The organism is Nocardia sp. NPDC050713 (assembly GCF_040654315.1).
GTDB lineage: Bacteria > Actinomycetota > Actinomycetes > Mycobacteriales > Mycobacteriaceae > Nocardia.
In genome coordinates, this window is sequence record NZ_JBFAHS010000004.1 from 235,050 (window position 1) to 250,014 (window position 14,965).

At 66.9% G+C, this 14,965-nt stretch carries 11 protein-coding genes; 3 read left to right on the forward strand and 8 right to left on the reverse strand.

Annotated elements, in window-relative coordinates:
* Positions 1-329: 329 nt before the first annotated feature.
* Together AB0H49_RS10180 and AB0H49_RS10185 are read left to right on the forward strand one after the other, a co-directional pair.
* Entirely contained in the window at positions 330-2,162 is a 1,833-nt protein-coding gene (locus tag AB0H49_RS10180; protein ID WP_357249532.1) for a long-chain fatty acid--CoA ligase, read from the forward strand.
* Positions 2,163-2,252: 90 nt separating this feature from the next.
* A complete protein-coding gene (locus tag AB0H49_RS10185) occupies positions 2,253-3,110 on the forward strand; it encodes an NAD(P)-dependent oxidoreductase (RefSeq protein WP_355002762.1) in 858 nt (285 codons plus the stop codon).
* Here AB0H49_RS10185 and AB0H49_RS10190 read toward each other — a convergent pair whose 3' ends face one another.
* Positions 3,111-3,578, reverse strand: coding sequence for a GtrA family protein (locus tag AB0H49_RS10190; RefSeq protein WP_357249535.1), 468 nt, complete (start codon positions 3,576-3,578; stop codon positions 3,111-3,113).
* Positions 3,579-3,725: 147 nt separating this feature from the next.
* On the opposite strand from AB0H49_RS10190, the gene AB0H49_RS10195 reads away from it, so the two are divergent.
* Complete coding sequence (locus AB0H49_RS10195; protein WP_357249538.1) at positions 3,726-6,092, forward strand: beta-ketoacyl synthase N-terminal-like domain-containing protein; 2,367 nt, start codon at positions 3,726-3,728, stop codon at positions 6,090-6,092.
* Positions 6,093-6,104: 12 nt separating this feature from the next.
* On the opposite strand, the gene AB0H49_RS10200 is transcribed toward AB0H49_RS10195, so the two are convergent.
* The 7 genes from AB0H49_RS10200 to AB0H49_RS10230 are packed head-to-tail and all read right to left on the reverse strand — an operon-like array spanning position 6,105 to position 14,914.
* On the reverse strand, positions 6,105-7,454 hold the full coding sequence (locus tag AB0H49_RS10200; protein ID WP_357249541.1) for a cytochrome P450: 1,350 nt from the start codon (positions 7,452-7,454) through the stop codon (positions 6,105-6,107).
* Between the two features lie 11 nt (positions 7,455-7,465).
* On the reverse strand, positions 7,466-8,755 hold the full coding sequence (locus tag AB0H49_RS10205; protein ID WP_357249543.1) for an NAD(P)-binding domain-containing protein: 1,290 nt from the start codon (positions 8,753-8,755) through the stop codon (positions 7,466-7,468).
* A complete protein-coding gene (locus AB0H49_RS10210) occupies positions 8,752-10,317 on the reverse strand; it encodes a glycosyltransferase family 87 protein (RefSeq protein ID WP_357249546.1) in 1,566 nt (521 codons plus the stop codon). Before AB0H49_RS10210 ends, AB0H49_RS10205 begins: the two co-directional genes overlap by 4 nt.
* A 57-nt stretch (positions 10,318-10,374) precedes the next feature.
* Entirely contained in the window at positions 10,375-11,553 is a 1,179-nt protein-coding gene (locus AB0H49_RS10215; RefSeq protein ID WP_355002768.1) for a nucleotide disphospho-sugar-binding domain-containing protein, read from the reverse strand.
* Between the two features lie 5 nt (positions 11,554-11,558).
* A complete protein-coding gene (locus AB0H49_RS10220) occupies positions 11,559-12,743 on the reverse strand; it encodes a class I SAM-dependent methyltransferase (protein WP_357249549.1) in 1,185 nt (394 codons plus the stop codon).
* A gap of 1 nt (position 12,744) precedes the next feature.
* Positions 12,745-13,692: a GDP-mannose 4,6-dehydratase gene (locus AB0H49_RS10225; protein WP_357249552.1), complete on the reverse strand. Its 948-nt coding sequence runs from the start codon at positions 13,690-13,692 to the stop codon at positions 12,745-12,747.
* A gap of 1 nt (position 13,693) precedes the next feature.
* Entirely contained in the window at positions 13,694-14,914 is a 1,221-nt protein-coding gene (locus AB0H49_RS10230) for a class I SAM-dependent methyltransferase (RefSeq protein ID WP_357249555.1), read from the reverse strand.
* Positions 14,915-14,965: the final 51 nt, after the last annotated feature.

The following is a 14,965-nucleotide window of genomic DNA, read 5'->3' on the forward strand; positions in this document are numbered from 1 at the left end:
CGCAGTGGTTCTCGCGATGGCTGGTCGGTCGCTCGCGATGGCCGGGCGGCGGCTGCGATCACGACGGCACTGGTCTACAGGTCGCGGTGGTCGGCGTTGGTGCGGATGCGTGAAGCCCGAGCTGCCCAGCGAGCCGAAATGGGTTCACATGTAAGACACCTCACCAACCGTGGATCTGGCTACCATGAGTGAGCCGCGCCACTCTTGGCGCGCAGACTCGTGAGAAGCAGGCAGAGGCACCACCGCATTCTGTCGGCATCGAGTCTCGGACCGGACGTGTACGAACGCCGCGACGTTCGGTTCATGCCAGAGATATCGGGAACAGGGATATGACGACAACAGAATTCGGATACACGCACGAATCGGGCAAAACGGTCTACACCGTGCCCGAGGCGTTTCAGGAGACCCTGACGTTGCGGCCCGAGCAGGTCGCGTTGCGGACTGTCGGCGGCACCCAGCAGATCACCTGGCGCGAGTACGGCGAACGCGTGAAGTCGATCGCCGCGGGCCTGGCCCGGCTCGGCGTCGGACACGGTGACACCGTCGGCATCATGCTCACCAACCGTCCCGAGTTCAATCTGGTCGACACCGCCGCACTGCATCTGGGCGCAACCCCGTTCTCGGTCTACAACACCAGTTCATCCGACCAGATCGCGCACGTGTTCACCAACGCGGCCAACAAGGTCGTTGTGACAGAACAGATGTTCCTCGGTGCGGTGACCGGCGCAGGCGTGGACCTCGCGCACACCGTCGTCGTCGACGGCCCGGCCACCGGCGCCATCACGCTCGAGGAGGTCGAGGCGAACCCGCTCGACGACTTCGATTTCGACGCGGCCTGGCGCGCGGTCACCGCCGACGACCTGGCCACCCTTATCTACACGTCGGGCACCACCGGTCCCTCCAAGGGCGTGGAGATCACCCACCGCAATGTGCTCGCCCAGATCATCGCGCTGGTCAAGGGTCCGCTGCCGGTCGGATTCGCCGACCGTACGGTGTCCTACCTACCCGCCGCGCACGTTGCCGACCGCATCTCCGCCCATGGCCTCAACCTGACCACCGGCATCCAGATCACCACCGTCACCGACCCGCGCGAGGTGGCCGCCGCACTGCCCGACGCCCGCCCGACCACGTTCTTCGGCGTGCCACGGGTGTGGCAGAAGATCAAGACGGGCATCGAGAACAAGCTCGCCACCGAGCCGAGCGCGGCCAAGAAGGCGCTCGCCAACTGGGCCATCGACACCGGAATCGCCGCTGCCCGAGCCGATCTCGCGGGGAAGGGCCCCGGCGCGCTACTGGCCGTCCAGCACAAGGTGGCCGAGACGCTGGTGTTGTCGAAGCTGCGGCACGCACTCGGCCTGGACGCGCTGGAGGTCGCGGCCTCCGGCGCCGCACCGGTGCCTCCGGAGACCCTCGAGTACTTCCTCGGCCTCGGCTTCAAGATGACCGAAGTGTGGGGCATGTCCGAGACCACCGGCGTCGGCACCTACACCGAATTGGCCAAGCCGCGCCCCGGCTCGGTCGGCCGCACCGTCGACGGTTTGGAACTGCGCCTGGACACCGACGGCGAAGTCCTGGTGCGCGGCCCCATCATCACCCGCGGCTATCGCAATATGCCGGAGAAGACGGCCGAAGCGATCGATGCGGACGGCTGGCTGCACAGCGGTGACATCGGCACCATCGACGCCGACGGCTACCTGCGCATCGTCGACCGCAAGAAGGAACTGATCATCAACGAGGGGGGCAAGAACATCGCCCCGAGCAATATCGAGAACGCGATGAAGGCCGCCTCCTCACTGATCGGCCAGGCCGTCGCGATAGGCGATGCCAAGCCCTATATCGCCGCGCTGATCGTGCTCGACCCCGACGTCGCCGCCCTGCGCGCCAAGGAACTCGGCGCCACCGACGCCGACCTCGCCACACTCGCCGCCCGCCCGGAGATCGTGGAAGAAGTGCGCGCCGCGGTGCAGGCGGGCAACAGCAAGCTGTCGCGAGTGGAGCAGATCAAGCGCTTCACCATCCTCGGCGCGGTATGGGAGCCGGGCGGCGACGAACTGACCCCGAAGATGTCGCTCAGGCGCGCCCCGATCGCGACCAAGTACGCGGAGGCAATCGCGTCGCTGTACGCGAAGGAGCCCTCGGACAAGGTCATCAGCGTCAAGTAACCACGAGCGTCGACCGGAAGCGACCCCTCGTACACAGAGGTCGCCTCCGGTCGACGCGGGGACGAGCACAGGAGCGGGAGCACGACGACCATGACGAAACCGGAATCCCCGTCGCTGGCGGGCAAGACCATGATCGTGACGGGCGGCAGCCGCGGCATCGGCCGGGCCATCGCACTGCGCGCCGCCGCCGACGGCGCGAACATCACGCTGCTCGCCAGAACCGATCAGCCGCACCCGAAACTGCCCGGCACCATTCACACCGCCGCAGCCGAAATCGAAGCCGCAGGCGCCCGGGTTCTCCCGTTCGTCGGCGATGTCCGCGACGACGACACCATGGCGGCGGTTGTGCGGCAGACGGTCGACCGGTTCGGCGGCATCGACATCGTGGTGAACAACGCCTCGGCGATCGACCTGACGCCCACCGACGCCATGACGATGAAGATGTACGACCAGATGCAAGGCGTGAACGCCCGCGCCGCGTACCTGCTGTCCAAACTCGCCATTCCGCACCTGCGGGCGTCGGCGGCCGCAGGGCGCAACCCGCACATCCTCACGCTCTCCCCGCCGCTCAACCTCAACCCGGCATGGACGGGCTCGTCGTTGGCCTACCTGGTCTCCAAGTACGGGATGAGCCTGACGACACTGGGGCTCGCCGAGGAATTGCGTGACGATGGCATCGCCGTCAACTCGCTGTGGCCGCGGACCACCGTCGCCACCGCGGCCGTGCGTAATCTGCTCGGCGGCGAGGCGGCGATCGCGAAGTCTCGTACCCCCGAAATCTGCGCCGACGCAGCGCATCTCGTGCTCTGTTCGGGGGCGGCCGAGATGACGGGCAATTTGTTCCTCGACGACGAGGTGCTCACCGCGCACGGCGTCACCGAACTGGACCGTTACCGCGTTGTCCCGGGCGGCGGCCCGCTCGAACTCGATATCTTCGTCGACGCCTGACTACTCGGGTGCGCGTTCCACCTGATCCGGGAACACCACCCGTACGAAGGCCCAGAACCGGAACACCATGCCGAGCGCGGTACCGATCAGCTGCGCGGCCACGAAATCGGCGACGTTCTGGGTGAACCGGGAGACCTCGGGCACCTCAAGGTGGAGCATGTAGCGCGACACCCACAGTGGCGCGGTGTTGACAGCGATGGCGAGGAAGCTGACCAGATAGAACAGCGCTGCCTCGTGGTGGCCGCGCCGCCCGCCGCGCGCGGCGAAGGACCATTGCTTGTTCAGGATATAGGACAGCGTGATCGCCGCGAGCACCGCCAGCACCTTCGCGATGATCGGCTGTGCCTCGAGCACAGTGCTTTTGAGGGTCAGAAAGACGGCGGTGTCGAGCGTGAACGCGGCGGCACCCACGGAAGCGAAGCGAATCAGTTCACGACGTCGTGCCTCGCCTCCCAGTGCGGCGGCCACCCGAGCGAAAACGGGGCGTTTGGAAAACAGCACAGGTAGAGTTTCGTCCATATCCCTTTACCCCACAACAAGATCGGCGGATTCACCGGAAGGGACATGTCCGCGGGACACCCGATCGGGCGGAATCCGGGCGGGTGAGTAGGTAACGTGAAACGGAAGAAGCCGCGGCGGCGCGCCGACCTCGAGCAGGCGACGGGCGCACCGAGCGCGCAATCGATCGCCGTGGTAGGCATGAGCTGCCGATTCGCCGGCGGCGCTGATTCACCGGAAGCCCTGTGGCGCTTGCTGATCGACGAGGTAGACGCAGTGGCGGACGCGCCACCGGCAGGCCGGTGGCCGGCAGGGAATTACCACGACACCGAGCGCGGCGCCCCGGGCAAAACCGTCTCGATCGCGGGCGCCTACCTGCCCGATGTCGAGTTGTTCGATGCCGAGTTCTTCGGGATCACCCCGCGCGAGGCCGCCGATATGGACCCGCAGCAGCGGCTCGCGTTGGAATTGTCATGGGAGGCATTCGAGGACGCGGGTATTCGACCCGACGCCGTTCCCGACACCGGCGTGTATTTCGCCAACAAGTTCAACGACTATCGGGCGGTGAAGTTGAGTCGCGGCCCCGCCGCCACGACACCCTTCACCAGCACCGGCGACGTGGAGGGCGTCATCGCGAACCGGGTGTCGTATTTCCTCGGTTTCGACGGGCCGAGCATGACGGTCAACGCCTCCTGTGCGGGTTCGCTGGTCGCGGTTCACCTGGCCTGCCAGGCGCTGCGCGCGGGCGAAAGCGCGGTCGCGATAGCAGGCGGTGTCCAGCTGAATCTCATCCCCGACACCGCGATCGGCCTGTCCAAGCTCGGTGTGCTCTCCCCGGGCGGCCGCTCTCGCGCCTTCGACGCCACGGCCGACGGTTATGTGCGCGGCGAAGGCGGCGCGGTGGTCGTACTGAAACCGCTGACCGCGGCATTGCGCGACGGCGACCGCATCTACTGCACCGTGCTCGGCAGCGCCACCAACAACAACGGCCACCACCACAAGGGGATGGCCGCCGGCGCAGCCGGTGGTGGGGTGGGTAAGTACAGCATGCCCGCCAGCAGCGCCGCCGGGCAGGAACAATTGCTGCGGCGCGCCTGTGCCCGTGCGGGCGTGGACCCGTCGACCGTCGACTATGTCGAAGCCCACGGCACCGGCACCGCCGTTGGCGACCGCGCCGAGTTGACCGCTTTGGGTACCGTCTACGGTGCGGCCAGGAGCGGTGGCACCCCACTGACCGTCGGTTCCGTCAAGACGAATATCGGGCACACCGAGGCGGCCGCCGGGATGGCCGGACTGCTCAAGGTCGCACTCGCGCTGCGGCATCGCCAGATCCCGCGCAGCCTGCATTTCGACCATGCCGCAACGGATCTCGACCTCGCCGGAGCGGGCGTGCAGGTCGCGAACACCCTGCTGCCGTGGCCCGAACGGGACGTACCGGCCCGCGCCGGGGTGAGCGCCTTCGGCTTCGGCGGCTCCAACGCGCACGCGATCGTAGAAGAAGCCCCGCCCGAGATCGCGGATGGCCCGGAGCCGAATACTGGCGCGACCCCGACCGATACGGAGCTACGCTCCGCAGAGCGTTTGATCGTATTGTCCGCACGCACCGAACCCGCACTGCGCGAGCAGGTTCGCCGCCTCCACGACCACCTCTCCAGCCACCCCGGCATCTCGCTCGACGATCTCGCGCACACGCTCTGCCGCACGAGAACTCCTTTCGCGCATCGTCTTTCGCTGGTAGCGAGCACGGTGGCAGAGGTGAGGAGCTTCCTGCACGAGACGCTTCGCGACACCGCGCCGACCGAGATGGAGGACCCATCCCAAGCTTCGGCCTTGATGGTTGCCGCAGCCCTGCGACCGGGTACGGTGCCGCGCCGCGGACTGCTGCAAGCGGTCGGCGCGCTGTTCGAACGCGGTGTCGACCCGGATTGGTCCGCGGTCAACCCACCCGGCCGGGTGGTGTCGCTGCCAACGTATCCGTTTCAGCGGCAACGCCATTGGGCCATCCCCGCGGAGACCGAGCCGGTGCGCGACGATCGCTCCGAAAACACTGCGGTAGCGGGCGATTCGACGCACGTGTGGAGTCATCCGGTCGGCGTCGTCGCGCTGGGGGATACGGTGGCGGGGGAACTGGCCGAGGTCATCGGTGTCGAGTCCGACGGCATCCACCACACCCGGAACTTCGATCAGCTGGGTGTCGGTTCGGTACACGCCGTCGAACTCAGCTCCCGTCTCAGCGCCCGCCTCGGCATCACCGTCCCCGCGGCGATCATCTGGGGCCACCCCACCGTCGAACTGCTCACCGCCGAACTGTCCGCCCGTCTCGAGGCGACGAACCATCCCGCGGCGCCACCGGCAACCGGGGCGCGCGAACTCCCGGACAGTACCGAGCCTGCGCTCCGCGCCCGCCCGCCGCACATCTCGGCGGACGAGGAGGTTCTCTCCACGGCCGAACTGCTGACGCTCGGCCGCGAGCTGCTCGGCTGACCGCGACCGCCGTCAGGCCAGTGCCGGCTGGGTAGCCCTGCGCACGGGTCGGATCCGAATGCCGAACTCCGGGCGCAGGTTCACCGACGCCAGCGGCACCACCGGGTGCGCGCTGTCCAGCTCGAGCCGGAAGCGTTGCACGGTCATGGCCAGGATCAGCACCATCTCGGTCATGGACATGTCCTTGCCGAGGCAGATGCGCGGGCCGCCGGAGAACGGAAAGAACGCGAACTTGTGACGTTCGGCCACTTCCTTGTCGGCGAAGCGCTCGGGCCGGAACTCCGCCGGGTCGTCCCACAACCGCTTGTCGCGGTGAATGTAGTACATGCACAACGTGACCCGGGCGCCCGCCGGTACGTGATACCCGCCGATCTCGTCGTCGGCGATCGGCGTGCGTTCGACGATCCACGCGGGCGGGTACAGCCGCATCGTCTCCTCGATGACCATCCGGCAGTAGCCGAGCTGTCCGAGGTCGGCGAAGGTCGGGGCACGGTCGCCGAGCACGTCGCGGACCTCGCCCGCGAGGCGTTCCTGGATCTCCGGGTGCGCGGCCAGCAGATAGCACGCCCATGACAGCGCATTGGCCGGTGACTCGTGCCCCGCCACGAGCAGCGTCTTGATCTCGTTGAGCAGGTCTTCCTCCCGCATGCCCAGCCCGCCCTCGTCGCGGGCGCGGACCAGCGCGGTGAGCACGTCCGAGGTGTCGCCGCCGCTCCTGCGTTCCGCGATGAGGTGCCGCACGACGTCGTCGAGTTCGCCTACCTTGTGGGCGACCCGCCGCGCTTCCGGCGTCGGGAACGATTGCGGCAGCTTCACCGGGGCGTTGACCCGCTTCATGATGAACGCGAAGGCGGCCCGCATCGCATCGGTGACTTGTGTTGTGTCCGTGGACAAGTCGATGCTGAATAGAATGCGTCCGGTGACCGCGAGCAGCAGCTTGACGTAGTCGTCGTAGATGTCGCGGTATTCGCCCGCCGCGGCATCCCAGCGATCCAGCATGGCCGCCGCGCTGTCGGTGATATCGTCGGCGAATCCCTTGACGTGCGTATGGGAGAACGCCGGGCTGATCAGCTTGCGTTGCTTGCGCCAATAGTCCAGGTTGTTGGTGGTCAGCTGGCCCTCGCCGAGCAGGATACTGAACTCGTCGTAGATCGGGCTCTTGCGATAGTTGGTGTAGTTGTCCTTGAGCACGTATTCGGTCATCGCCGGGTCCGCGACCAGGTAGACCAGCATCGGCCCGGCCTTCACCCGGACCACGTCGCCGTAGCCGTCGAGCAGACTGCCCACCGTCGCCAGTGGGTTCTTCGCCAGTTTCGGCAGCATGCGGCCGGTTTCGACCAGTCCTGGACCGGGTGCTTTCATGGAAGGCCCTTTCACTTCAACAGCTTCGCGTGCTTGCGCAGCTGGTTCACGTAATCCTGTTTCTCCACCACGAGCGGGTACTGCTCCGCGTGGTAAAGACGCAGTCCGGCATACAGATCGGGTTGCGCACCGTGGGTAGCGCGGACGAATCGCTCGATCCGGTGCGCCCCGGCCGCTTTCGCCCGCACATAGTCGGCGACGAGTTCGGCCTGGTGCGCGTAGACATCCCAATGGGAACCGATCGGTCGCACCATCCCGACAACGAACAGGCCGGGCGCGCCAGGCGGAAAGATGTTGAGGTACAGCCCCGGCCGCAGCGACCCCTCGTCCCAGTTGAGGTGGGCGCGGTCGACCACCGGATAGTTGGGCACGAAACCCGTTGCCAGGATGACCATGTCGACCTTTTCCTCGCTGCCGTCGGCAAAGGTCACTCGGTCGTCCTCGATCGAGGCGATATCGGGTTTCGGCGTGATGTCGCCGTGCGTGTAGTAGTGGTGCAGCTGATCGCCCAGCATCGGAATGACGATGCCGTTGTCGAAATCGGGCACCGGCAGCCCGAACGACCGTGATCGGCGACGCAGGTAGGAGAACAGCGTTTGGAAGGCCCGCTTGCGCATGGGCCGCCACATGCGTCCCTGCAGCATGCTGTCCGTGGGCCGCCCGAGCAGATACTTCGGCATGCAGTAGAAACCACGCCGACTGCTGTGCAGGGTCAGCGCCGCGTTCACCGCGCAGTCGGACAGGATGTCGGCCGCCGACTGTCCCGCGCCCACCACCAGGACGCGCTTGCCGATGATCTGCTCCGGATGCCGGTATTCGCTCGAATGCAGCACGGGCACTGTGCTGTTGCCCGGGAAGTCGATACGACGCGGGGTCCGGTCGTGCCCGGTGGCGATGACCACGCCCGCGTACGACTTCCGGGTGCCGTCGCCGAGGGTCACCTCCCATCCGGCGTCCGGTCCGTCCGCGGCGGGCTCGACCCGCCGCACCTCGGTGTTCAATCGGATATGCGGTGCGAGTTCATTGGCGTCGGCGTAGTTCTGCAGATAGCGCAGGACCAGCTCATGTCCGGGATAGTCCGGATAGTCCTCCGGCATCGGGAAGCCCGGAAATGCCTGCACCCCTTTGGAAGCGATCACATGGGTATTGCGGGTGACCGGCGAATCCGAGCGGCGCGCGTCCCAGATCCCGCCGATCCCGTCCGTCGCCTCCAGCACCTCGAACGCGATTCCGCGCGCGGCGAACACCCGAGCCGTCGCCAGTCCGGCCGCACCGGCGCCGATCACACAATAGGTTTTCATGCCGCACCGACCGGTTCGGGCTTCGCCGCGTCGACGCCGGGGGCTTCCTCGGCCTCGGTGCCGCCGCTCGCCCGCCAGGCCACCGCGAAGCAGGCGACGTAGATGATCGTCTGCGCGAGCAGCGTGAAGTACACGTTCTCGTTGTAGACCGCGACAACGAGCCAGGCCACGGTGAGCAGCGCGATATCGCGTTTACTCCCCCGCATCAAACCGGCGTATACCGCGAACATCCACACCGCGCCGACCGCGATGTACACCCACGGCCCGAACGGCGCCCGGAACGAGGCCAGCGTGAGCACCGCCAGCCAGATGGCGAGGTTCTCGGCCCGGAACCTCGCACCCTCCGCTCCGGCCCGCAGCCGCCGGTGGATCCGCACCGCGGTGACCGCGACCAGGATCACCAGCAGCAGCGTGTAGATGTTGGTGACAAGCCGGGCGGGTCCGGTAGGATCGCCGATATCCCAGCCCATGATGTTCGCCTTGTACGGCAGCCCGTAGGGCGAGTAGTTGACCAGCTGATTAGCCCGTTCCACGAGGACGAACTCGTGGAACTCCCCGCTGGCCAACTTTTGCCAGGTGCCGTCGGACAGGAAGTGCCGCCACGGCTCACGTCCGAAGATGAGTAGTGTCGCGAGCGAATAGATTCCGCCGAACGCCGCGGTCCACACCGCGGGTCGCCAGCGTCGTTGTACGAGCAGATACACCAGAAGGATCGCCGGTGACACCTTGGCGATGATCGCGAAAGCCAGCGCCGCGCCGCCGAATACGTTGCGCCGCAGGTGGAACAGCACCATGGCGCCCGCACCGCCGACATACAGGATCAGCACGTGGATATTGCCGATCTGCAAGGTCGCCAGGGTCGGCAGGCTGAGCCACACGACCGGCGTCAACGCGGCGAGCACGCCGCCCTGCTTACCGCCCACCCAGCGGGCGATTCCCAGCATGCCGATCAGCACCATGGCGACGTACAACGAGTAATACAGTGCCCGCAGCGTGCCGAAATCGTGGCTGAACACCAGCAGCAGCCGTGGTAGCAGCAAGAACGGCGGCGGGTACAGATAAGCGTCGCGATCCTGCGGGAGCACGCTCGGCAGCACCGAATCCGCCTGCGGGGACTCGTACCGATGCCGGTTGTACAGGTTGGCCGGGTCGTCCTCGGCGACAAGAGCGCCGCTGATATAGCCGGTCAGATGGGACTTCTTCACCAGGAAGTCGTCCTCGGCCGACAGCGAACTGTCCACATTGTCCGCGTCGAGAATGAACTGCGTCAGCCGAGCGAGCACGAGCACAACTGCGAGGATGGCCACGCTCCACAGCACCCGCACGACGATCGGCTTGCCGCGCATCACGTCCCGCCATTCGACGGGCACCGACGGCACGAACAGAACGAACAGCACTGCCGCGCAGACGATTCCGAGCAGTGCGGTGGCCGCGCCCGGTAATCCGGTGAGCGACAGCGTGATCATCACGACGGGGACGAGAATGCCCACGACGAACACCGCGTACATCGCGGCGTAGTAGTCGAGTGCGCCACGAAACCTGGTCCATGTCCTGGATATCATCTACAACCTGCGGCTTTCCAACATCAGCGAGGTCCTGCCCGAGGAGTCGCGGTGGTCTTATCTGGTCCGCGCGCCGACGCGATCGGCGAGCTGCGGAACGACCTGCGCCACCACCTCGTTCGGCGTCGGCGCGTCACGGATATCGGCCCCCACCTGTTCGGCCGCGGCGCGGAACCCGGGTTCACGCAGCAGCGTCGCGATGGACTCGGCCAGGCCGTTCGTATCGGCTTGCGCGGCCGGGTCTTCGGCCGCCGAGCCCGCGCCTGCGCGCACGATGCCGCGGGCGTAATCGAATTGGTCGAACATCTGCGGCAGCACCAGTTGCGGCAGCCCATACCAACCGGCCGTGAGGCCCGTCGTCGAACCACCATGGTGCACAAGGAGATCGCACCCGGGCAGGAACAATTGCAATGGCACCTCTTCGACGACCCGGACGCGCTCGGGCAACTCACCGACCAGCGCTCGATCGGTGGCGGAGAGCGCGACCACGATCTCGGCGTCCGCGACCTCGGACAGCGACTCGACGATCGCCCGCAGTGGGCGCGGCCCGGTCAGGCTCAGTGTGCTACCGCCGAGACACACCGCGATCCGCCTGCGCCCCTCGTCGTTTCGATGCCAGTGCGGCAGCGAGCCGGTTCCGTTGAACGGAATGAACCGGATCGGCGTGCCGGGTGGAGCGTCCGGCGCCTGCACCCTCGCCGGGCAGATGTCGAGGACGGCAACGGGATCGGCCAGCGCACCACCGGACTCCGCGACCAATGCCGCGGTGCGTTCGGTGAACGGCCCGCCCGTCGGATCGATACCCCAACGGTGCACCAGCACAGGCAGATCCAGTGCGGCACCGAGCGCCCTCCCGACGGTCGCCAGCGGGTCGGTGAGGACGACGTCGGCGCCCCAGTCCCTGGCGACGTCGGCGAACACGTCGAGGTACGCGGTCGCGTGGTTGTGCCAGTTCTGCGCGGCGATATGCCACAGACCTTCACCCGATGCCTGGTCCCGGTCGGCGAACAGCGGTAGCGGGAACATGCTGGGGTTCACCTTGGTACGCAGTTCGTCCATCGGCACGTTCAGCGCGGGCAACTCGACGGCGTTCAACCCGGAACGCCGCGCGGTGGCCGTGACGTCGCCGCGCGAGGCGACCAGCACGTCGTGACCGGCCAGCCGCAACGCCCAGCAGAACGGCACCATCGCCAGCAGGTGCCCGGACGACGGTACCGGGACGACGAGGAATTTCATGCCCTTCACTCCTTCGGCTTCATCCACTCCATCGGATTGGTATGCCGGGGCACCCATGATGGAGCGGATTGCTCACTGTTGCGGCGCTTTTCGACGACGACGATGTTGTGGTAAAAGTGCACCGCGCCGATCCACTCGTCGTGCGGGCGGTTCTGCCGCCCCGCGTCCTTCTCGAATTCCTGGTGATGCAGCGCGTCGACAAGTGTTTTGAGGTAGCCGACCGTGGTCGCCGGAGTGTCGAGTTCGGTGCTGCTGCCGCCCCAGCCGGTCCAGTACGAAGTCTGAGTGTCCTCCACCACGTACAACCCGCCGGGGCGCACGTGGGCGAACAGTGCCTCGAATGAGGCGATCACATCGCCGCTGATATGGCTGCCGTCGTCGATGATGATGTCGAACGGACCGAGCGAACCACCGAGTTCCGCGAGGAACGCCGGATCACCCTGGTCGCCTTGCAGGGGCTGCAACCGCGGTTCGGCGATGCCGGACTTGTCGAAGTAGTCCAGCCCGTACACCATGCCGCGGCGGAAGTACTGCTTCCACATGCGCAACGAGGCGCCGCCCACGTTCGGCGCTTGGTAGCCGCCGATGCCGAGCTCCAGCACCCGCACGCGACTGTTGCGCAGCGGCGCGAAATGCCGCTCGTAGTGCTGGGTGTACCAGTGGCCGCCCCACTTGTCCGAACCGAATCGCAGCGACAGCGCGCCGAGGTCGTAATGGTGTGTGGCGCAGGCGGTCACGATGCCATCGGCGGCACGCGCGGCGGCATCGCGGGCCATCCGCCAGGGGTCGTCCGGTGCGAAACTGCCCGGCCCCGGCTCGTCCTTCAACGCGATCGCGCGGGTGCCGATCTCGGCGTCCGGCGGCCCGTACACCGCGCGCAGCAACTCGACCAGGTCCTGCCGCACCACCAGCCACGGATCCTCCTGGGTGCCGGGGGTGATGGCGGGGTCCTCGGCGCCGAAGGTGACCAGATAATCCAGTTGCTTGCCCTCGTTGGTCAACTCGAACACCGCCGTGACCGGCTGACTCGGCGGCACGCCGTCGCGGGCCCGCCACGCGATTTCCTTCAGCACCGCGTCGATCACGGTTTCGGTGCCGATCTCGCCGAGTCGCGCCGCCGTCTCCTCGTAGACCCCGTCCGCGATGGAGATCAATTGCGCGGCAAGGAGATTTTCGTCGTTCAGCTTCATGTCATCCATCCGTTCCGCCGGTGGCCACCGGCCTCGCTTCGTCGATCAGGCGCACCCCTTCGGCCACGAGCATGGCTCGAACCATGCCGCGGAAATCCACCGAAGGCCGCCATCCCGTCCGCTCGCGCAACCGCCCCGCGTCGCCGACCAGCGGCTGCCGGTGGCGGGTCAGCACGGAAGGGCGTTCGCGGACGTGTTCTCGCCAATCCAGTCCGGCCATGCCGAACGCGGCCGCGCAGAATTCCGCGACCGTGTGATACTCACCGGTCGCGACCACGAAGTCGTCCGGTTCGTCGAGCGCGAGGATACGGATCATCGCCTCGACGTAGTCCGGCGCGTATCCCCAGTCCGCGCCCGCGTCGAGCCGGCCGAGTACCAGCTCGTCCGCCGCACCCCGCTGAATCCGGGCGACCGCTCGCACGATCTTGCGGGTGACGAATTTCTCGGCCCGCAAGGGTGATTCGTGGTTGAACATGATCCCGGTCGACACGAACACACCGCGCGCTCGATAGACCTGGCAGGCCAATAGCCCCGCGGCCTTGCTCACCCCGTAGATCGAATGCGGCCGCAACCCGCTGTCCTCGTCCCGGACCGTGCCGTCGCCGGGTCCGAAGACATGTGAGGAGGCCGCGTAGAAGAGCCGGGTGCCGGTCTCATAGCGTTCGATCGCCTCCGCGAAGTGCTGCACCGAAAGCGTGTTCACCCGGTGTGAGTCGCGGGCCAGCTCACGCGGATCCACCGGCGGATCCTCCGAGGAATGCTGGACAGCCGCGAGCAAGTACACCTGCCGCGGTCGCTCGTCCGCGATCAGCCGCGCGACCGATTGCGCGTCGGTGATGTCGACCGGCCCCGCGCGGCTGAGCGGCAACACCTCGTGGCCACGCGCGCCGAGCAGGTTTGTCAGCAGTGTGCCGTCCTGCCCCGACGCGCCCGTGACGACGACGGTCATCTCACACCACCTCGAGCTCCGGCAGTGGGAATACGAGATGCCCACCGGCGGAGCGGAACTCGCGTTCCCGCTCGACCATCATCGAGCGGAAATGCCAGGGCAGCACGAAGTACTGGTCCGGCGCCTGCTCGCGCGCCCGCGCCTCGGACACGATCGGGATGCCGGTGCCCGGGGTGAACTTGTCGAACTTGTCGTCGTTGACCTCCGCGATGCACGGCAGGTCCGACGGCCCGATCCCGCAGTGCTGCAACAGCACATTGCCCTTGGTGGATGCGCCGTAGCCGAGCGTGCGTAGCCCGGCGTGCTTGGACCGGTCGAAGAACTCCCTGACCCGTTCCCGATGCTGGTCGACCCGCTTCGCGAAGTCGGCGTAGATCTCCGGTGTGTGCAGGCCGAGACCTGCCTCCTCGGTGCGCATCCGCGCCAACTCGCCCGCGTCGGCGACGGTCGGGGCGCCCTGCTTGCCCAGCGTCAGCGCGAAACTGCCGCCGTTGATGGTGTTGCGTTCCACCTCCAACACCACGAAGCCGCACCGGCGCGCCATCCACTCGATCTGGTCGAGGGTGTAGTACTCGAGGTGCTCGTGGCAGATGGTGTCGTAGGACGTGGTGGCCAGCATGGCGGGCAGATAGCTCTGCTCCAGCACCCAGATGCCGTCATCGGTCAGGGTGGCGTGCACGTCGCGCATGAACTCCAGCGGGCTCGGCACGTCGTAGAACATGGCGATCGAGGTGATCACCTTGGCGCGCCTGCCGTTCAAGAGCGAAGCGGCCAGCTCGCGGGAGAAGTAGCCGGTCGACAACCGCACATGCGGGGGGTAGAACTCCCGGAACTTCTCCCCCAGCGGATCGATGCCCACCACGGTCGCGGCGTCGGCCGGGTACCACTTCAGCAGCGTCGCATCGTTGCTGCCGATGTCGATCACCACATCGTCGGGTCCGAGGTCGACCCGCTCCCGGATCCGCGACACCCGACGACCGAGATGATCGATCATCGAGCGATTCAAGCCCGAGCGGTATCCATAACCGGCGGAATACATTTCGTCGAAGTTCGCGGTGTGCCGCAACTGCACGAGTCCGCATTCCTCGGCTCCGGTGCGCACACAGCGCACCAGCTCCAACGGATACCGCGGCACCCCGACCGGGTCCGTGGCCGGAAACACCCCGGTCAAGGCCATCGTGCCGAGATCGACTACCGTTTCCAGCCGGGTGTTCTCACACACCCGGCAGCGTTCGATTCGGCATGATCGGGGCCCTGCGTGGTTACGCACGCT

Excerpts from the sequence above, each read along its gene's own strand:
- AB0H49_RS10215 (WP_355002768.1), bottom strand. The coding sequence starts at position 11,553 with ATGAAATTCCTCGTCGTCCCGGTACCGTCGTCCGGGCACCTGCTGGCG.
- AB0H49_RS10185 (WP_355002762.1), top strand. The coding sequence starts at position 2,253 with ATGACGAAACCGGAATCCCCGTCGCTGGCGGGCAAGACCATGATCGTG.
- AB0H49_RS10210 (WP_357249546.1), bottom strand. The coding sequence starts at position 10,317 with ATGATATCCAGGACATGGACCAGGTTTCGTGGCGCACTCGACTACTAC.
- AB0H49_RS10200 (WP_357249541.1), bottom strand. The coding sequence starts at position 7,454 with ATGAAAGCACCCGGTCCAGGACTGGTCGAAACCGGCCGCATGCTGCCG.
- AB0H49_RS10205 (WP_357249543.1), bottom strand. The coding sequence starts at position 8,755 with ATGAAAACCTATTGTGTGATCGGCGCCGGTGCGGCCGGACTGGCGACG.
- AB0H49_RS10225 (WP_357249552.1), bottom strand. The coding sequence starts at position 13,692 with ATGACCGTCGTCGTCACGGGCGCGTCGGGGCAGGACGGCACACTGCTG.
- AB0H49_RS10220 (WP_357249549.1), bottom strand. The coding sequence starts at position 12,743 with ATGAAGCTGAACGACGAAAATCTCCTTGCCGCGCAATTGATCTCCATC.
- AB0H49_RS10180 (WP_357249532.1), top strand. The coding sequence starts at position 330 with ATGACGACAACAGAATTCGGATACACGCACGAATCGGGCAAAACGGTC.